The following is an 18,081-nucleotide window of genomic DNA, read 5'->3' on the forward strand; positions in this document are numbered from 1 at the left end:
TTATTAAGCTTCATTCTCTATTCATGATCGTTTTTGTTTAAATCCATTGCATTCAAAGGTATTCTTAGCGTAAAACAGCTGCCTTTATTCACTTCACTTTTTACACTGATTTCACCATGCATTTTTTTCATTAGGCCAAATGCTAATGAAAGGCCAAGCCCGGTCCCTTTTCCAACCGGTTTGGTGGTAAAAAATGGATCAAATATACGAGTCATATTTTCGGGAGGAATCCCGCCGCCAGTATCACGTACATCTACATAAATATTATTATCATGCAAGCGTGTACGGACAAGGATTTTTCCGAATGAATCGATGGCTTGTGCGGCATTCGTTAGCAAATTAAGAATAACCTGATTAAATTGTGATCCAATAATTTCTATTTTTGGTAATTCTGCATAATCTAATATTATTTTAGCTTTTGATTCTATTTCATTCTTTGCCATGTTAATGGTGTGGTCTATGGATTTATTAATATCAACCGGCATCCATTCACCTGAGTCTACATGGGAAAAATCTTTTAAATCACGTACAATTACTTTGACTCGCTCTAAGCCGTCTTTAGATTCTTTTACTAATTCAGGAAAATCTTCACAAATAAAAACTAAATCATGCTTTTTTATAATATTTTGCTTGGTTTCTTTGCTGATTTCTTCATTACTTTTATATTCGTCAAGTGCGCAAACTAATTTTGTTGTGTAGTCATTGAGTGTGTTTAAATTTGAGCTAATAAAACCGATTGGGTTGTTGATTTCATGTGCAACCCCTGCGGCAAGCTGCCCTATCGAGGCCATTTTTTCTGCTTGGGCGAGCTGAATTTGTGTTGTTTCAAGTCGCTCAATCAGTAAGGCTTGTGCTTCGGTCTTTTTCTCTAGTTGTATTTCAATTTGCTGCCTAGTTTCCATTTCTTCACGTAATTGTTTGTTCATTTCTTCTAAATGAATCGTTTTAGCTTTTATTTTTTGGTCAAGTTGTTCCATATTAGCAAATAAATAATTAAGCTGATCTGATAGTTTGCTGAATTCATCGTTGCCATATACTTTTAAACGCATATTCCAATCGTGATGGTCATTGATCTGGTTTAAGCCTTCATAAATATCTGACATTGCTTGTACAACACTATTGCTGAGTAAAGAAATAAGGATCAGAGCACTGATCAGTATGGCAATAAAAGTGCCGGTCATTCTAAGTTTGGCGGTATCCAAACTCAGGCGGCCATCAGAGGCGCAGAGGGCGATATATCCTAGAATTAAAGCGCCTGTCATACAGTGAAAAAGTAAGATATAAAAACGGCTTTGTAAGCTAATTCTTTTCCAGTAACTAAATATAGCCATCATCGAACTCCTTGGCGATGGATATCGGGTTTTGTTTAAATAGAACAGCACGCTAATTGTCCGATTTTTTTCTGTTGTTATTCATTCTTTGATCATAGTAGGCAAATGCGTGCCGCACTTCATCTAATAAATTTTCATCCTCCCAGGGCTTGGTCAGAAATTTAAAAATACCTGCACTATTGATGGCATCGGTGAGCGCGCTGAGCTCGGTATAACCGGAGAGCATAATTCTGACGGTGTGTGGATAAAGCTCGCGTACACGCCCAAGAAAATCTGAACCATTCATATGGGGCATGCGCTGGTCAGAAATAATCACTTGAATGGCATTGAGTCCGAGTAATTCGAGTGCTTCGGCGGCCGAAGTTGCGGTAAAAATCAGATAGCCACTGCGACGAAATAATCGTTTGAGCGCATTGAGAATATCTTGTTCGTCATCAACCAGCAGCAGGCTGCGGGGAGCATTTTCCGCGCTAGAATTTTGAAACGGATGTTGCCGTGTTTTGTTGATAAATTCATCAAATGCGATTGCAGTGAGTGGCTTAGAAAAATAATATCCTTGGATTTGGTCACAATTCTGGCGATGTAAAAAGTGCATCTGACTTTCTGTTTCTACCCCTTCGGCCACTACATTTAATCGCATACTATGTGCCATGTTGATAATGGCAATGGCAATCATGGCATCATTGGGCTCGGTAATCACGTTTTGAATAAATGATCGGTCTATTTTAAGCGTGTCAAAAGGGAATTGTTTTAGATAGCTCAGGCTTGAATAGCCAGTGCCAAAGTCATCCATTGCCAGTGTTACACCCAGTTGTTTGAGCCGCTTTAAGTAAACAATAGCGGCATCCAAGTTTTGCACCACCACGGATTCGGTTAATTCCAGCTCTAAATATTTGCCGTCTAGTTGGGCATTTTGCAAAGCGGCGGTGATGATTTCTACAATATTGTCTTGTCGGAATTGCAGCGCAGATAAGTTAACGGCTACGGAGATAGGGAGTTTTTCGTGCCATTTTTTAGCTTGCTTGCAGGCTTCATTTAGCACCCATTCGCCAATAGGTAAAATCATGCCTGATTCTTCGGCAAAAGGAATAAATTGAATGGGCTGTATTTGTCCCATTTCGGGATGTTGCCAGCGAATCAGGGCTTCTGCTCCGACTAGTGCGCCAGAGAAAAGATCTATTTTTGGCTGGTAATAGAGTTCAAATTCATTCCGTGCAAGGGCGTTTCTTAAGGCGGATTCCATTTCCAGAATCCGGCTGGCACGCTGATTCATTTCTGGTGCAAAAAAGCGGAAATGATTACGGCCATTTTCTTTGACTTGGTAAAGAGCAACATCAGCCCGGCGCAATAATGAATCTGCATCCATGCCATCGTCCGGAGAAAAGCTGATACCAATGCTGGGTGTTACAAAAAGCTCGGCCTGCTCGATGGTGTAAGGGGCAGACAGGGTGCTCAATACTTTTCGGGCCACTGTAGCTGCATCTTCTTTAGCCGCCAGATCGGTAACGATGGCAAACTCGTCTCCTCCCATACGAGCAACGGTGTCGCCGGCACGCATAAGCGATTCTAGTCGAGTGGCAACCAGTTTCAGCAAGATGTCGCCAGCGGCATGCCCCAAGCTATCGTTGATATTTTTAAAGCGATCCAGATCAATGAGCAAAATAGCCGCAATGCTGCCGTAGCGCTGGCTGCGGGTAATGGCGCGCGCCAGCCTGTCATTAAGTAAGGCACGGTTTGCTAGCCCTGTGAGCGGATCGTGAGTAGCCAGCTGGGCCAGTTGGGTTTCTCGACGCAGCCTTTCGCTTACATCATTAAATATGCTGATGTAGTGGCTGGTTTTGCCTTGTTTATCCAGTAATGGCGCGATAAACAGCTCATTGGCAAAGGGGGACCCATCTTTGCGAAAACACTGCAAAATAGAATGGCCTGTGCCGTGATTACGCAGGATACGGCGTATGACTTCCAGCTCAGGCTGGTCGAGTTTATTGCCGAGCAGGAGCCGGCCATTTTGGCCAATCATTTCTGCAGCACTGTAACCGGTGATTCTTTCAAAGGCGGGGTTTACATACAGAACAGGGTGGGTGTCGATCAGCGAATCGCTAATCATGACGGCATTGGCTGAGGATTCTACAGCGCGTTTAAATAGCTCTAATGGTTGCTCTGGATAAGTAAACGCTGATAGATGGTCTTGTACTTGAGGGGGCGATGCAACAGAATTGTTTTTTAAAGTGTGCCCTAGTGGCAGTGATCTTGGTACCGCATGTTGCTTGAGTAGCTGTTCTAGCGTGCTCATCAGTGCGGCTGAATTACAGGGCCAGCGTAGTGTGGCGGTGTGTGCTTTGTCGCTGCATGATAAGCAAACGGGTTCTTCCCCATGAAGCAGTAGCATGGGGACGCCCAGAGTTAGTTCGCTGGCGAGTTTGCAGCAGGGTGGTGGCAATGACCGGGGCTGGCTGTGAACGATAACCAAGTCAATATGCTGCGAGCAAAGTGTGAGGGCTTTGTTGGCGTCTTTAGCTTCAATAACGATATAGCCTGCGGCATTCAATAATTCCGAGCTGAATTGGAGCTGCTTCGGGTCGTCACATATATTTAAGATGGTCGCTATATTCGCCACAGCACCCTCCTAGGACGAGCGCAGACTAGAAAATACTTTCATAATTGAAAGTGCCACTCATGCATAAGTGGTGGGCTGTTGTTTTTAATCAATTATTTAAGGTCGTCTCGTATTTATAGAATCATAAGCAAATTTTGCTAGCCGTTTATTTACTATTTTCTTAAATACTATGGCTGGTAAGTATCTGTTTAATTTTGTTTGAAACGATTGTTTTTTAATCTGGAAGAGTAAGTTTTGGATTGGTGCCGATTTTTTATGCCGTGGGCATTAAATGGGGTGCTGTTTAATTGGCGATTAGATTTGCTTATATTTTTTTAAAAGAACAATCAATCATTTTGGCAGGTGTGCAGTTTGTTTTTCCTGATTATGTCTCTTGCTCCGGAACCCTTGATTTAGCGGTCTGTACGGCATTGCTACTTCGGATGGTTTAATTGGGTTTGACGTGGTGCGCCCTTATTCCACACGTATCTAACTTAAGCGAGGCCAGTGTGGGAGTCTGTCTGAGCAAGAGACATAATTAGTTTGTTTTTTATTAGAATTTATTAGAAATATATCTAATAGGTTATGTTTTTTTAGAAGAGAGCAATAAAAAAAGCGGAAGGTTGCCCTGTCCGCTTTTTTATCAATACATAGTGCGTTTAATGAATATCGCGCCAGTATTCTTTTTTGAGCATATAGCTAATTGGAATCATAAAGAACAAGAGGAACAGCAGTACGCCATAGCCAATTTGCTCTCGTTTAACCTGACCTGGCTCGCCCATATAAACCATATAGTTCACCAGATCAGTAACGCGATGGTCGAATTCGGTTTGATCAAATTCGCCATTTTCTGCAGTTTTGGTGAGGCTGCCTGATTTAACCAGCTTAAGCTTTTTGTGCTCGCCTTCCACTTCTAATACCTGCTGGCCTTGCAAATCCCACAAGACATTCGGCATCCCTACATCCGGGAATGTCAGGTTGTTCCAGCCAGTAGGCCGGGCACTGTCGCGGTAAAAGCTACGCAGATAGGTGTAGAGGTAATCTGCACCACGTGAGCGCGAGATCACTGATAGATCCGGCGGGGTTGAACCAAACCAAACCTTGGCGTCTTTGGCTTGCATCGACACCTTCATCAGATCACCTATTTTGTCGGTAGGGAACATCAGATTGGTCTCGATCTGCTTTTCCGTCAGGCCGATGTCTTGTAGGCGGTTGTAGCGCATCGCTACTGCACCGTGACAGGACAGGCAGTAGTTAGCGAAGGTTTGCGCACCCCGTTGCAGGCTTTCGGTATCGCGCAGATTAATTGGCGCCTTATCCAGATGAATACCACCAGTAGCGGCATGGCTGCCAAAGGTGACGCTGGCTAAGAGGGCAAACAGCAGTGTATTGAGTATCTTTTTCATGGTTTCCTCCCCTTAGTGCATCGTTACGCGGTCAGGAACCGGCTTGGTCTTATCAATCTTGGTGTAATACGGCATGGCCAAGAAGAAGACAAAGTAGACCACCGACAGCACCTGTGCGATGACAGTCCGCACATTGGTCGAAGGTAATGCGCCCAAGATACCCAGCCCAATAAAGGCAATCACAAACAAAGCCAGCATGGTTTTGTAAATCGGGCCACGGTAACGAACTGACTTCACGGGGGATTTATCCAGCCAAGGTAAAGCGGCAATAATCATCGTTGCCGCACCCATGGCCAGTACGCCCCAAACTTGTGTACCAAAGAAGGACGGTACAGCGCGCAAGATGGCGTAAAACGGGGTGAAGTACCAAACCGGTGCAATGTGTGCAGGGGTTTTCAGTGCATCTGCCGGATCAAAGTTCGGGTGTTCAAGGAAGTAGCCGCCCATTTCCGGCGCAAAAAAGATAATTGCGCTGAATACGGCCAAGAACACCGATACACCGAAGATATCTTTAACGGTGTAATAAGGGTGGAAAGGAATCCCGTCGAGTGGAATACCTGTCTTAGGATCTTTCTTTTTCTTAATTTCAACGCCGTCAGGGTTGTTCGAGCCTACTTCGTGCAGAGCGACAATGTGAGCCACAACCAGTGCCAGAATAACCAGTGGCAGCGCAATCACATGCAGCGCAAAGAAGCGGTTTAGTGTGGCATCAGATACCACAAAGTCACCACGAATCAGCACCGATAAATCGGGACCGATCACAGGGATTGAAGCAAATAAGTTAACAATAACCTGAGCACCCCAGAATGACATCTGGCCCCAAGGCAGCAAATAGCCTAAGAATGCTTCGGCCATCAGGCATAGATAAATCATCATGCCGAATACCCAGATTAACTCACGCGGTTTTTGGTAAGAACCATAAATTAAGCCGCGGAACATATGCAGGTAAACCACCACAAAGAACATCGATGCGCCAGTGGAGTGCATATAGCGAATCAGCCAGCCGCCGGCCACATCCCGCATGATGTACTCGACAGAAGCAAAAGCGACAGAGATATTCGTGCCCGGAATTAAAGAGCCGTCTGGCTTGTAGTTCATGGTGAGGAAAATGCCGGTGACAATTTGAATCACCAGTACCAACATCGCCAAAGAACCAAAGAAATACCAGAAATTAAAGTTTTTTGGTGCGTAGTATTCGGAAATATGTGCTTTCCAGGTTGACGTAAGCGGGAATCGCTCGTCAACCCAGTTGAGGGCCTGCTGCCCTATTTCTTGTGCTTTGCTCATGGGTCAGCCTCTATTTATCGTCGCCAATCAACAACCGCGCTTCGGTAAGGTACTTGTGCGGAGGAATGTCGAGGTTTTTCGGAGCTGGAACGCCAGAATATACGCGGCCAGCGAGGTCGAATTTGGAGCCATGGCATGGGCAGTAAAAGCCACCTAACCAGTCCGGGCCTAAATCGGCAGGGGCCAGATCCGGACGGAAGGTTGGCGAACAGCCCAAGTGCGTACAGACGCCTAGTGCAATCCAAATTTCAGGCTTAATTGAACGTACTGCATTGTTGCAATATTCTGGTTGATCGCTGCCTAATGATTTTGGATCGGTTAGCTTACCGTCGAGCTTTGGTAAGTTAGCCAGCATTTCGGGCGTGCGTTTTACAACCCAAACCGGCTTACCCCGCCATTCGGTGGTCACTTGCTGGCCCAGTTCAAGCTTACTGATATCCAATTCTACAGGGGCCCCCGCGGCTTTGGCTCGCTCGGAAGGAAAAAAACTGGCGATAAAAGGCGTGGCTACACCCGCCCCTGCTACCGCTCCGGCTACACCCGTGGCGATCAGCAGGAATCGCCGTTTGCTGTTATCTACTTGCTGGTCACTCATAACCCAATCCCTGATTGACGGCTAAAACCACCAAATTCTACCTGAAACGACAGGGGAACTTAAAGCTTTGCGCGCATGTCTTTGATAATCTTTCTTGCCCGTGCCTAGGCTTAGGGCTTAGAACGAGCGTAAGTCTGCAATTCTTCAGCAATTTTATCGGCGACAGCCGATGTAATTTCACTGACACTTTCACGCGAAGTACCGGGCGCAGTAATTTGCCAAACGCGCGCAGAAAGCTGCAAGCCGCCGTCAACTTGTGCAATCTGATAGCTCATTCTAGCTTCGGTTGCTTGCGTGACATTGGGAATCTGCATGCTGAATTCTAGACGCTGAGCCGTTCTGCGCTTGAGCTGCATGCCTTTTTGTTTTCGGTATTGCACGATGTCATCAAAAATAGCGCGGGCTTGTCGCTCTTTGATCACAATACTGGGTAAAGCTAAGCTGGCATCTGGCGTATTTGCTGGGATTGGTTTGCTTGTATCGGGAAAGGGGGAGGTACCCGGTGTTTGGGGGACCGGGGAGCTGGCGCATGCGGAGAGCAGGGCTACGGTGGCTAGGGAGATTAAAAAACGTTTCATTAGACGGGATTCTCTAGGTCAAGATGAATATGTTCTAGCCCATATTGGCTGGCTAAGTGTTGCCCCAATGCTTCAATGCCATAGCGCTCGGTAGCATGATGGCCTGCGGCGATATAGCTCACTCCACTTTCACGGGCTAAGTGGGTTACAAATTCGGATGCTTCGCCGGTGATAAAGCAATCGATGCTTAAATGAGCGGCTTCGTGGAAGAAGCTTTGCGCGCCACCCGTGCACCAAGCCACCCTCTTGATAATTTGCTCAGCAGGGCCAATGACAAGGGGGAGGCGTTGTAATTGCGCATCAATTTGCAGTGTAAATTCTGCCAAAGTCAGCGGAGTTTCAAGCTCGCCAAGCCAGCCGAGTTGCTGATCTCCAAAGCGGCCAGAGCCAATAAGGCCTAATTTTTTGCCCAGTTGCGCGTTATTGCCCAGCGTTGGGTGAGCATCAAGCGGCAGGTGGTAGGCCAGTAAATTGAGGTCATTGGCTAATAATTTGGCGATGCGGGTCTTTTTGTTGCGTGTAATACAGGCGTTTTCACCTTTCCAGAAAAAGCCGTGGTGCACTAGTAAGGCATCGGCATTTAAGTCAACTGCAGCATCAATCAATGCCTGTGAGGCAGTGACGCCAGTTACAATACGCTGTACATTTTTTCGGCCTTCAATTTGCAGGCCATTTGGGCAGTAGTCACGCCAAGTGTCTACGAGCAGCAGTTGTCCGATATAATTTTCTAGATCTTGTCGTGCTATGGGCATATCAACAGCGCCTTGGAAAACATGAAAAAACTTTGGTTAATTTTCGCACAAACTACCACCGCAGGTCTTGCTGTCTGGTTCTTAGTGGCCTTACTTCGCCCTGATTTGGTTCATCCTCCCGCGCCTCCTGCACCTGTGGTGATGGTGCAGCAAAGCCATACAGAAGCGGCTTCGGCTCCTGTGGTGTCGTCATATAGCCCTGCTGCAAAGCGTGCTATGCCATCGGTAGTAAATATCTACACCGCCAAGGAAGTAAAAACACAACTACCGCCTTTGTTTAAAGATCCGCGTTTCCGGCGCTTCCTCGGGGATCGCTTAGGTGGGGAAGAGCAGCGCGCCTCAAGCTTAGGCTCAGGGGTGATTGTTTCTAATCAGGGCTACATCATCACGAATAATCATGTGGTGGAGTCAGCGGATGAGATAGAAGTGGCCTTGTCAGATGGGCGCACGGCGTCTGCCAAATTGATCGGGGCAGACCCGGATACCGATCTGGCAGTGATTAAAATTGAGCTAGATCACTTACCCGCGATTACTTTTGCCGATACCAGCAAGGCAGAAATCGGCGACGTAGTGCTGGCCATTGGTAATCCATTCGGGGTGGGGCAAACCGTAACGATGGGTATTGTCTCAGCCTTGGGGCGCTCTGAATTAGGCATCAATACCTTTGAAAACTTTATTCAAACCGATGCGCCTATTAATCCGGGTAATTCTGGCGGAGCTTTAATTAATACTAAGGGCGATTTAATTGGTATTAATACTGCTATTTATTCCAAAACAGGGGGGTCCTTAGGGATTGGTTTTGCCATTCCTGCTTCGACTATTCGCCAAATTATGGATGCGTTGATTAAAGACGGCAGTGTAACGCGCGGGTGGTTGGGCGTAGAAATGCAGGAGGTAACGCTTGAATTGGCGGCGTCTTTTAATTTGAAAGAAGCCGGAGGGGCTTTGATTGCCGGTGTTGTTCGTGGTGGCCCTGCGGATAGGGCTGGCCTGAAACCGGGGGATGTATTGCTTAAAATTGGCGGTGCAGAGGTGCAGAATGCATCGGCGATGCTTAATCTGATTGCAGCCTTTAAGCCCGATGAAGAAGTAGAAATGCAGGTGTTTCGCAAGGGAAAACCGGTGCTGTTACCGGTTAAATTAGGCAAACGGCCTAAATTTAACCGGCGATAGTTACGGCGCACCTGCCAAAAAAATCCACGCATCTGCGTGGATTTTTTTGTGCTTTAGCAAGGCGGTGCTACGGCTTGGTTGCTGCCCGTATCAATAAAGCCATCGCTAATCCAGCTGCCTGCGCTTAAGCGATTCCAAAGCTGGGTGCGCCCCCATACGCCATCTACCCAATCGCCTTGAGCGGTGCAGGCAATGGTGGCGATTTCGCCTCTTTGCAAGGAGCCAACAATGGCTGAGCTGAGTGACGGAGATTGGCGCAGATTAACTGTGCTCTCATTATTGCCCGGCGTTATTTTGCCGGAAGGCAAGGAGCTACCACCGCCAAAGTTGATTAATTCGCCACCCACATTAACCCGCTGACCATTACGTGAGGCATAGCCTTGATAAGGCGCATTGCCTTCGCGGAACGACCAACCCCCGATGATTTTGCCATCGACCGGTGTTTTATTACTGCCTTGCTTAAGGGCGAAGTGGACGTGTGGCCCTGTGGTGGAGCCGCCGCAAGGCAGGCCCATGCCGATTTTCCCCAGATAAGTGCCTTTGCTGACCGCAGCACCATTGCTTAGATTGGTTAGGTTTTCCATATGGTAATAGCTGCTGCTAAAGCCATTATCGTGGACAAGGGTAATCAGCCCGCTGCCATTACGTAAGCAGCTTTGATAAATCAGCCCGTCACGCGGGGCCAGCACTCTGCCATTGCCGCCTGCAAAATCCAGTGAATTAAAAGGACGGCTGGTCTGATCATCGCCATGCGGCCCGCCGGTTAGTCGCCATGCAGTGCCTTCTGCCCAAGGCAGGCCAAGCCCGGTCTGCACTTCTGCCAGCGGAGCACTGCGTTTCTGGCGCTGATTCACGCTCTGGGATTGCAGGAGCAGCTTTCTTTCATTGGGGGCAAAGAGCGCATCAGGTGCTTGTTCCAGCAATTGCCCGTATTGCTCGCTGCCCTCGATGGCTACCCGCCATTGGTTTGCAATGTATTGCGCCATAAAGAACCGTGTTTCGGGCACATCGTCAAGGTGCGAGGGCAGGATGAGGGTGGCGCTGCCCAAAACCCAGTGTTTATCAGGATGTATTTTTTGGATTTCGATCAGCACGCCTTGCTGCACGGTGGGTTGCAGCTGTAAGAGCATGGCTTGGCTGGCGGTTTTCTGCAGCTCGGGGCTGATTTCTGCCGCAGAGGGCAGACTAAAGAGCGTGGCGGATAGTAAGGCAAGTTGGGTAAGGCAATGACTACGCATACAGACCTCCTTGATAAGGATGCAAGCGGCTTAAACGGTGTGTTAGTCCGCTATCAGGCTTCGCAATTCTATCTTTGTGAAACAGAACCACGACAGCATATGGTCAGCTTGTGTGCGTTGTAAGTCAATGTTTTTACAGCTTTAATACTGCGTTTTAAAGCGCAAAATGTTTTAATTGCCCTGCAAAATAAGCATCTCTGCCGCCGCCAGATTATCGCTTTCTCCTAAAATCACCAGAATATCGCCTGCTTGTAATTCAAAGCTGGCATCTGGCTGGGTGGGGCGCATATTGCGGCGGCGTACGCTGCGTACTTCGATATGAAGGTTTTCTAGCTTGAGCTCGCCAAGGTGCTTACCAACGGCAGCGGCATCGTTGGCTAAGTAGATGGTGTGTAAACGTGGCTGGGGCCGGTCGCTATCATCGGCGTCTTCGCTTACGCCGCGATAAAAGCCGCGTAGCAGCTGGTAGCGGGCTTCGCGAACTTCACGCACGCGGTGGACGACTTTATTTAATGGCACGCCTAGCAGCATCAGCGTATGGGAAGCCAGCATCAGGCTGCCTTCCATGATTTCTGCCACTACTTCGGTGGCGCCTGCGTTTTTGAGCTGATCGATATCGCTATCGTCCTGAGTGCGAATAATCACCGGCAGCTCCGGGCGGATGGCGTGTACGATTTCTAAAATCTGCATGGCGGAATGGGTTTCGGCGTAAGTCACCACAATGGCGCTAGCCCGCATTAAGCCTGCGGCGATCAGTACTTCTCGCTTGGCTGCGTTGCCATAAACGACGGAATCGCCAGCGGCCGCGGCTTCGCGCACCATATCTGGGTCTAAATCCAGCGCAAAAAAACCTATTCCTTCTTGGCTTAATATCCGGGCCAGAGATTGGCCACTGCGGCCATAGCCACAGAGGATTACGTGGCCTTGGCTTTGCATACTGCGTACGGCCACCTGATGCAAATTAGCGGCCAGATTCATCCATTCTGAGCGGGCAAGGCGCAATACTAATTTATCGGAATGCTGAATTAAAAATGGGGTGATTAGCATTGATAAAACAATGCCAGCGATGGTGGTTTGTAGAATGTTTTCGGGTAAGAGCGCGCTCTTAGAGGCGAGCGCCAGCATGACAAAAGCGAATTCGCCCCCTTGCCCTATGGTAAAGCCGGTGCGCCAGGCTGCACCGGGTGTGCTGCCAAATAGTCTGGAGAGCCCGGCAATCATTAAAATTTTGCCGGGGCCGAGCAGTGCCAGCACCAGCAATACTCGCCACCATTGGGTGAGTAACACGGAGTAATTCAGATTCATGCCAACGGTTACAAAAAATAGCCCAAGCAGCAGATCCCGGAACGGGCGCACATCGTCTTCAACCTGGTAGCGAAAGTCTGTTTCGGCAATCAGCATACCTGCCAGAAAAGCGCCCAGAGCCAGCGATAAGCCTGCAAGCTCGGTGATCCATGCGATTCCTAAAGTAACCAGCAGCAAGTTGAGCATAAAAAGCTCACTGGAGTGCTGTCTGGCTACGATATTGAACCAAGGCCGCATCAGCTTTTGCCCGAAGTAGAGCAAAACCAGCAACACCACAATAATCTTTAGCGCGGCAAAACCCAGTGCCATCAGCAATTCATTGCCCGGAAAGCTGAGCACGGGAATCATAATGAGGAAAGGGACAACGGCTAAGTCTTGAAATAGCAAAATGCCGATGGCGTTTTGCCCCTGTGCAGAATGCAGCTCATTGCGATCAGCCAGTAATTTAGACGCCATCGCGGTGGATGACATCGAGAGCGCGCCACCCAGTGCCAAGCCTACTTTCCAGTCTAAGCCGGCCAGCAGGCAAATCACCATGACAACAGCCAGCATGCTGATGACTTGCATTGCACCCAAGCCAAATACGATGCGGCGCATGGCATTGAGCCGGGCAAGATTAAATTCCAGCCCCAATGTAAACATCAAAAAAACGATACCAAATTCGGCCAAATGAGTGGCCTCATCGCTGCTGGCAATAAAACCAAGTGCATGGGGGCCAATTAATAAGCCAACAACTAGGTAGCCAAGCATGGCTGGCAGCTTTAGGCGACGGCAAAGCACCACTGTTAAAACGGCTGCGGCAAGCAAGAGCAAGAGCGTAGAGAGTTGAATGGACATAGGCTGGATTCGTTTTTCTCTTGCGAATGACAAAGTGGAGGGTTACATCCTAGCGTTTTTTTCATTTCAGGTACTATCTTTTACCCTTGCAGCCGATCCGTTTTTAGTCTGGCAGGCTGCTGGCAACAAGCCGTTGAAGGCTGTATTTGCAAGATCATTGATCCTGATTGGCATATTGACAGCAGACGCAGGTGGCGGGACAGGGCCTGCTTCTCTTATACTTTCGCGCATATGAAAAATGCTGAATTTATCCTCGAGTGCGCTCGTCGCGTGCTACGGGTTGAGGCTGATGCTGTTTTCGCGCTGGCCGAGCGAATGAATGATCAGTTTGTTAAAGCGTGCGAGCTGATTCTTTCCTGCCAGGGGCGGGTGATCGTGATCGGGATTGGCAAGTCGGGGCATATTGCTAAAAAAATAGCAGCCACGATGGCCAGCACTGGTACTCCTGCTTTTTTTGTTCACCCTTCCGAAGCCGCACATGGTGATTTAGGAATGATCACCCGCAGTGATGTGGTGCTGGCCTTGTCTAATTCGGGTGAAAGCGATGAAGTGATTGCCTTGCTGCCAAGCCTAAAACGTTTAGGTCTTCCTTTGATTGCCATGACGGGCAATGCTGAATCTACTTTAAGTAAACAATCGACCGTGCATCTTGATTCGGGTGTGGCGCAAGAAGCCTGCCCGCTGAATCTGGCGCCTACCGCAAGTACTACGGCGGCACTTGCTTTGGGCGATGCACTGGCTGTGGCCCTGCTGGAAGCGCGCGGCTTTCAGGCTGAAGACTTTGCCTTATCGCATCCGGGCGGCAGCTTAGGCCGGCGCTTATTGGTGCTCGTGCGCGATTTAATGCATACCGGTGATGCTTTGCCTGTAGTGCAGCACGATGTTTTATTGCGCGATGCGCTGCTGGAAATCAGCAAGAAAGGCATGGGCATGACAGCGGTGGTGGATGCTGCAGGTAAATTGATGGGCATCTTTACCGATGGCGATTTGCGCCGCGCACTGGATCAGGGCGTCGATGTACGTGATACTTCGGTTTCCAGCGTAATGACCTTAGCCCCTGCCACGATTGAGGCGGATAAATTAGCCGCCGAGGCCGTCCAGCAAATGGATGCACGCCGTGTGAATGGTTTATTGGTGCTGGATGCGGGTGTGCTGGTTGGGGCGATCAATATGCACGACCTGCTGCGGGCACGAGTGGTTTAAAATGCACATAGATAGTGCGGAGCAGGCTTGTGTGGGATTGCAGCCGCCTGTTATTCCCGTTTTAAAAAGTGCCAAAAGCAGCTAAATGACAAATAGGAAAATAGTAATGACTGATATGGCAAAAGCGGTGCGCTTAATGATTTTTGACGTTGATGGTGTGATGACCGATGGCAGCTTGTATTACAGCGATGCGGGTGAAGAGCTAAAAGCGTTTAACTCGCTGGATGGTCACGGGCTAAAAATGTTACGCGCCAGCGGTGTGAAATTAGCCATTATTACCGGTCGTACTTCTTTGCTGGTTGAGAAACGTGCCAAAGATTTGGGGGTGGATTTTCTTTATCAGGGCGCTCACGATAAGCGGGCAAGCTATGAAGATTTACTGCTAGCCGCTGGAGTCGGCCAAGATGCCTGTGGTTTTATGGGCGACGATGTGATTGATCTTCCGGTGATGCGCAGAGTCGCTTTTGCGGTAGCGGTGCCTGATTCCCCGGAGTTAGTGCGTAAACATGCTCACTATATTACGGGCAGCTCGGGTGGGCGGGGGGCTGTGCGTGAAGTATGCGAATACCTGATGCAAGCACAAGGCACGTTTGATGCCGCTATGGCGCCTTACCTCGCCTGATGGCAGTGCCGGGGACTACTCGCCTGCTACCGTTGGCCCTTGTTGTTTTGTTGGGTAGCCTGACTTGGCTGCTCGATAGGGCGGCAAGTTTACCTGGCTCTGCGGTTGCAATTAATGCAAATCAGCCCGATATGTTAGTAGATAAAGCCACTGCGGTGCGCTTTGGTGAAGATGGACGCCCCTTATCTTTACTCACCGCCACCCATGTTTCTCATTTGCCTGCTGGCGATATCACCTGGTTGGAAAACCCACATTTACGCTATACCGCCCCCGATCAGCCCCGCTTAGAAGTCACTGGCGAGCGTGCTAAATCAATCAAACAGGGGAGTGAAGTCTGGTTTCCCGGCGTGGTTAAAATGGTTAGATCGGCCAGTGCTACGCAAGCAGAGTTAACGATTAATGGGCGTGATATGCGCGTTTTACCGCAGGAAGGACTTGCCAGCTCAGAAGCGCCGGCAATCGCAGTGATGGGCACGTATGTTATTGAATCAGTCGGTTTTATTGCTGATTCCAAGGCTGAAACGCTAGAACTTAAATCTAAAGTCAGGATGAGCTATGAGCCGATTCGCACCCGTTAAAGTTGTTTTACTCATGCTGTTGGCAAGCTCTGCATATGCAGAAAAAGCAGACCGGGAAAAACAGATCAATATTGTTGCTGCAAATTGTGTGATGAATCAAAAAACGCAGGCCAGCGTCTGTACCAAAGATGTGGTGCTGACCCAAGGCACACTCAGCATTCGGGCTGATAAGCTGACGGTACGTCAGGATGAGGCGGGCAATCAGTATGTTGCTGGCAATGGCGGGCCGGTTCGCTTTCGGCAGAAAATGGATGGCGGCAATGATTGGGTGGATGCCGAAGCGCAGCGCTTTGATTATGACGGGCGCACTGGCATTCTTAAGTTGATTGATAAGGCATGGGTGAAACGTGGGGAAGATCAAATTCATAGCGATTTGATTACTTACGATTTAAACAATGAAGCTTATCAAGCGCAAAGCAAACCAGAGAGCGGCGGGCGCGTCAATATCGTGATTACACCGAAAAAGGCACCTGCACCATGAGTAGTTCTTTACGAGCGGAGCAGCTAGAAAAACGTTACGGAAAAAGAACCGTGGTGCGTGATGTCACCATGGAAATTTCGAGTGGTGAAGTGGTGGGTTTACTTGGCCCAAATGGCGCGGGTAAAACCACCAGCTTTTATATGATTGTGGGTTTAGTCGGTATGAATGGCGGGCGTATTACGCTGGATGGCGAGGATATCGGTCATTTACCCATTCATCAGCGGGCGCGGCGAGGTTTAGGCTACTTGCCACAAGAAGCGTCTATCTTTCGTAAAATGACAGTGGCACAAAATATCACTGCAGTGCTTGAATTGCATTGTAAAAATCGCGATGAAATAAACGCCCGGCTTGATGAGCTGCTGCACGATTTGCACATTGATCATTTGCGTGATGCAGGTGCAATGGGCTTATCGGGGGGCGAGCGCCGCCGGGTAGAAATTGCCCGTGCCTTGGCCGCCAGCCCGCGTTTTATCTTGCTGGATGAGCCATTTGCAGGGGTAGACCCGATTGCTGTGATGGATATTCAACGTATTATTGGTTTTTTAAAGCAACGTGGAATCGGTGTCTTGATCACTGATCATAATGTGCGTGAAACCCTTGGTATTTGCGATCGTGCCTACATCATCTCCGAAGGTGCAGTGATGGCGTCTGGCGCTCCGAAAGATATTGTAGAAAACGAAAGTGTGCGTCGGGTCTATCTCGGTGAACATTTCCGCATGTAAATGAAACAAACCCTGCAGCTGCGGTTATCCCAGCAACTTAATCTTACTCCTCAGTTGCAGCAGGCTATCAAGCTGCTGCAGCTTTCCACCCTTGAGTTTCAACAAGAGCTTGAACAGTATCTGAGCGAAAACCCGCTATTGGAGCGTGGCGAAGAAGCCGCCGCTGGTGAGGCAGAGCAAGCAGAGCCGCAGTGGGAAATGGGTGAAGACGACGGTTTACGCTGGGAAGGCACAAGCCACGGCAGCTCGGATGATGATGATGATTTTGATCCGGCCAGCAATATCGCCCGCGATTTAGATTTACGCGAATACTTGCTGCAACAAGCAGGTTTGCTGCCTTTGTCGCATCGGGATAAGTCCTTGTTATTGATGCTGATTGAGGCATTGGATGAGGATGGGTTTCTTTCTCAGTCCTTAGAAGATGTCTTTTCTCAGCTGCCAGAGGAACTAATCCAAGATTATGAACTCGAACCTGATGACTTAAGAATTGCTTTAATTCGCTTACAGCACTTAGAGCCTTTGGGAATTGGAGCAAGAGATACCGCTGATTGTTTATGCTTACAATTGCGCCAGAAGCCAGCGAGCGCTGCCCGTGATTTAGCCTTGCAGATTGCCGAAAATTCACTCGATTTATTAGCTGGGCGGGACTACACTAGGCTTAAACGGGCTTTTAAATGCGAGGATGCTGAGTTAAAAGCAGCGCAGGAATTAATTGTAAGTTTAAACCCTAGGCCGAGTGCACAATGGTCTGTAGCATCGCCCCGATATGTAAGCCCCGATGTCGTTGTGCAAAAAGTACGCGGTGTTTGGCGGGTGAGATTACACGATGCTTCGATGCCTAAATTGCGCGTGAATCGTCTTTATGCAGATATCTTACAAAAAGGCGATGGCGGCCATTTAGCCCGTGAGTTACAAGAAGCACGTTGGTTAGTAAAAAGTGTGCAGCAGCGATTTGATACCATTTTGCGAGTAGCCACCGCGATTGTAGAACGGCAGCGCGCATTTTTTGAACACGGTGAAGTGGCGATGCGCCCGCTGGTGCTCAGAGATATCGCCGAAGAACTAGATTTACATGAGTCGACTATTTCTAGGGTAACCACGCAAAAATATATGCTTACGCCGCGTGGCCTATATGAATTTAAGTTTTTCTTCGGTAGCCATGTTGATACGGATGCCGGAGGGGAGTGTTCTGCTACAGCGATCAAAGCATTGATCAAGCAGATGGTGCAGCAAGAAGATAAGAAAAAACCTTTAAGTGATAGCGTATTGGCAGAAGCATTATCCGCTCAAGGTATTGTGGTAGCCCGGCGCACCGTTGCCAAATACCGTGAAGCGTTGCAGATTTACCCAGTAAGTCAGCGCAAAAGTTTGTAAGGC

At 48.6% G+C, this 18,081-nt stretch carries 17 protein-coding genes; 8 read left to right on the plus strand and 9 right to left on the minus strand.

The window, feature by feature from the left end; all coding sequences use genetic code 11:
• Nucleotides 1-17: 17 nt before the first annotated feature.
• From ACFQNF_RS11745 to ACFQNF_RS11775, 7 genes are all read right to left on the minus strand, one after another.
• Nucleotides 18-1,334, minus strand: coding sequence for a sensor histidine kinase (locus ACFQNF_RS11745; RefSeq protein ID WP_380188147.1), 1,317 nt, complete (start codon nucleotides 1,332-1,334; stop codon nucleotides 18-20).
• Between the two features lie 49 nt (nucleotides 1,335-1,383).
• Entirely contained in the window at nucleotides 1,384-3,948 is a 2,565-nt protein-coding gene (locus tag ACFQNF_RS11750) for an EAL domain-containing protein (protein ID WP_380188148.1), read from the minus strand.
• 638 nt (nucleotides 3,949-4,586) lie between these two features.
• The gene (locus ACFQNF_RS11755) at nucleotides 4,587-5,333 is read right to left on the minus strand and encodes a cytochrome c1 (RefSeq protein WP_380188149.1); all 747 of its coding nucleotides are present in this window, start codon (nucleotides 5,331-5,333) and stop codon (nucleotides 4,587-4,589) included.
• 12 nt (nucleotides 5,334-5,345) lie between these two features.
• A complete protein-coding gene (locus tag ACFQNF_RS11760) occupies nucleotides 5,346-6,620 on the minus strand; it encodes a cytochrome b (protein ID WP_380188150.1) in 1,275 nt (424 codons plus the stop codon).
• 10 nt (nucleotides 6,621-6,630) lie between these two features.
• Complete coding sequence (gene petA / locus ACFQNF_RS11765) at nucleotides 6,631-7,215, minus strand: ubiquinol-cytochrome c reductase iron-sulfur subunit (protein WP_380188151.1); 585 nt, start codon at nucleotides 7,213-7,215, stop codon at nucleotides 6,631-6,633.
• Nucleotides 7,216-7,325: 110 nt separating this feature from the next.
• Nucleotides 7,326-7,793, minus strand: a complete 468-nt coding sequence (locus tag ACFQNF_RS11770) for a putative periplasmic lipoprotein (RefSeq protein WP_380188152.1) — start codon at nucleotides 7,791-7,793, stop codon at nucleotides 7,326-7,328.
• Nucleotides 7,793-8,545: a Nif3-like dinuclear metal center hexameric protein gene (locus ACFQNF_RS11775; protein ID WP_380188153.1), complete on the minus strand. Its 753-nt coding sequence runs from the start codon at nucleotides 8,543-8,545 to the stop codon at nucleotides 7,793-7,795. Before ACFQNF_RS11775 ends, ACFQNF_RS11770 begins: the two co-directional genes overlap by 1 nt.
• A 21-nt stretch (nucleotides 8,546-8,566) precedes the next feature.
• Here ACFQNF_RS11775 and ACFQNF_RS11780 point away from each other — a divergent pair, with 21 nt between their 5' ends.
• Entirely contained in the window at nucleotides 8,567-9,718 is a 1,152-nt protein-coding gene (locus tag ACFQNF_RS11780) for a Do family serine endopeptidase (protein WP_380188154.1), read from the plus strand.
• A gap of 53 nt (nucleotides 9,719-9,771) precedes the next feature.
• Here ACFQNF_RS11780 and ACFQNF_RS11785 read toward each other — a convergent pair whose 3' ends face one another.
• Together ACFQNF_RS11785 and ACFQNF_RS11790 are read right to left on the minus strand one after the other, a co-directional pair.
• Nucleotides 9,772-10,956, minus strand: coding sequence for a peptidoglycan DD-metalloendopeptidase family protein (locus ACFQNF_RS11785; protein WP_380188155.1), 1,185 nt, complete (start codon nucleotides 10,954-10,956; stop codon nucleotides 9,772-9,774).
• Between the two features lie 171 nt (nucleotides 10,957-11,127).
• Nucleotides 11,128-13,098, minus strand: coding sequence for a monovalent cation:proton antiporter family protein (locus ACFQNF_RS11790; protein ID WP_380188156.1), 1,971 nt, complete (start codon nucleotides 13,096-13,098; stop codon nucleotides 11,128-11,130).
• Between ACFQNF_RS11790 and ACFQNF_RS11795 the strand changes: the two genes are divergently transcribed.
• The 7 genes from ACFQNF_RS11795 (at nucleotide 13,091) to ACFQNF_RS11825 (ending at nucleotide 18,078) form a co-directional block, all read left to right on the plus strand.
• A complete protein-coding gene (locus ACFQNF_RS11795) occupies nucleotides 13,091-13,333 on the plus strand; it encodes a hypothetical protein (RefSeq protein ID WP_380188157.1) in 243 nt (80 codons plus the stop codon). The genes ACFQNF_RS11790 and ACFQNF_RS11795 overlap by 8 nt on opposite strands.
• Nucleotides 13,330-14,301, plus strand: coding sequence for a KpsF/GutQ family sugar-phosphate isomerase (locus tag ACFQNF_RS11800; protein ID WP_380188158.1), 972 nt, complete (start codon nucleotides 13,330-13,332; stop codon nucleotides 14,299-14,301). The genes ACFQNF_RS11795 and ACFQNF_RS11800 overlap by 4 nt, the downstream gene beginning before the upstream one ends.
• Nucleotides 14,302-14,407: 106 nt before the next feature.
• Nucleotides 14,408-14,923, plus strand: coding sequence for a KdsC family phosphatase (locus ACFQNF_RS11805; RefSeq protein ID WP_380188159.1), 516 nt, complete (start codon nucleotides 14,408-14,410; stop codon nucleotides 14,921-14,923).
• Between the two features lie 5 nt (nucleotides 14,924-14,928).
• The gene (lptC, locus tag ACFQNF_RS11810) at nucleotides 14,929-15,501 is read left to right on the plus strand and encodes an LPS export ABC transporter periplasmic protein LptC (protein WP_380188160.1); all 573 of its coding nucleotides are present in this window, start codon (nucleotides 14,929-14,931) and stop codon (nucleotides 15,499-15,501) included.
• Nucleotides 15,479-15,982, plus strand: a complete 504-nt coding sequence (lptA, locus tag ACFQNF_RS11815; protein ID WP_380188161.1) for a lipopolysaccharide transport periplasmic protein LptA — start codon at nucleotides 15,479-15,481, stop codon at nucleotides 15,980-15,982. The genes lptC and lptA overlap by 23 nt, the downstream gene beginning before the upstream one ends.
• Entirely contained in the window at nucleotides 15,979-16,704 is a 726-nt protein-coding gene (lptB, locus tag ACFQNF_RS11820; protein ID WP_380188162.1) for an LPS export ABC transporter ATP-binding protein, read from the plus strand. Before lptA ends, lptB begins: the two co-directional genes overlap by 4 nt.
• Entirely contained in the window at nucleotides 16,705-18,078 is a 1,374-nt protein-coding gene (locus tag ACFQNF_RS11825; RefSeq protein WP_380188163.1) for an RNA polymerase factor sigma-54, read from the plus strand.
• Nucleotides 18,079-18,081: the final 3 nt, after the last annotated feature.

This window comes from Iodobacter arcticus (genome assembly GCF_042664895.1).
Taxonomy (GTDB): domain Bacteria; phylum Pseudomonadota; class Gammaproteobacteria; order Burkholderiales; family Chitinibacteraceae; genus Iodobacter; species Iodobacter arcticus.

What these genes read in the sequence shown, in the direction of transcription:
- ACFQNF_RS11790 (WP_380188156.1), bottom strand. Translation starts at nt 13,098, where the DNA reads ATGTCCATTCAACTCTCTACGCTCTTGCTCTTGCTTGCCGCAGCCGTT.
- ACFQNF_RS11780 (WP_380188154.1), top strand. Translation starts at nt 8,567, where the DNA reads ATGAAAAAACTTTGGTTAATTTTCGCACAAACTACCACCGCAGGTCTT.
- lptA (WP_380188161.1), top strand. Translation starts at nt 15,479, where the DNA reads ATGAGCCGATTCGCACCCGTTAAAGTTGTTTTACTCATGCTGTTGGCA.
- ACFQNF_RS11775 (WP_380188153.1), bottom strand. Translation starts at nt 8,545, where the DNA reads ATGCCCATAGCACGACAAGATCTAGAAAATTATATCGGACAACTGCTG.
- ACFQNF_RS11755 (WP_380188149.1), bottom strand. Translation starts at nt 5,333, where the DNA reads ATGAAAAAGATACTCAATACACTGCTGTTTGCCCTCTTAGCCAGCGTC.
- ACFQNF_RS11800 (WP_380188158.1), top strand. Translation starts at nt 13,330, where the DNA reads ATGAAAAATGCTGAATTTATCCTCGAGTGCGCTCGTCGCGTGCTACGG.
- ACFQNF_RS11760 (WP_380188150.1), bottom strand. Translation starts at nt 6,620, where the DNA reads ATGAGCAAAGCACAAGAAATAGGGCAGCAGGCCCTCAACTGGGTTGAC.
- ACFQNF_RS11795 (WP_380188157.1), top strand. Translation starts at nt 13,091, where the DNA reads ATGGACATAGGCTGGATTCGTTTTTCTCTTGCGAATGACAAAGTGGAG.
- ACFQNF_RS11825 (WP_380188163.1), top strand. Translation starts at nt 16,705, where the DNA reads ATGAAACAAACCCTGCAGCTGCGGTTATCCCAGCAACTTAATCTTACT.
- petA (WP_380188151.1), bottom strand. Translation starts at nt 7,215, where the DNA reads ATGAGTGACCAGCAAGTAGATAACAGCAAACGGCGATTCCTGCTGATC.
- lptB (WP_380188162.1), top strand. Translation starts at nt 15,979, where the DNA reads ATGAGTAGTTCTTTACGAGCGGAGCAGCTAGAAAAACGTTACGGAAAA.
- ACFQNF_RS11770 (WP_380188152.1), bottom strand. Translation starts at nt 7,793, where the DNA reads ATGAAACGTTTTTTAATCTCCCTAGCCACCGTAGCCCTGCTCTCCGCA.
- ACFQNF_RS11805 (WP_380188159.1), top strand. Translation starts at nt 14,408, where the DNA reads ATGACTGATATGGCAAAAGCGGTGCGCTTAATGATTTTTGACGTTGAT.
- ACFQNF_RS11745 (WP_380188147.1), bottom strand. Translation starts at nt 1,334, where the DNA reads ATGATGGCTATATTTAGTTACTGGAAAAGAATTAGCTTACAAAGCCGT.
- ACFQNF_RS11785 (WP_380188155.1), bottom strand. Translation starts at nt 10,956, where the DNA reads ATGCGTAGTCATTGCCTTACCCAACTTGCCTTACTATCCGCCACGCTC.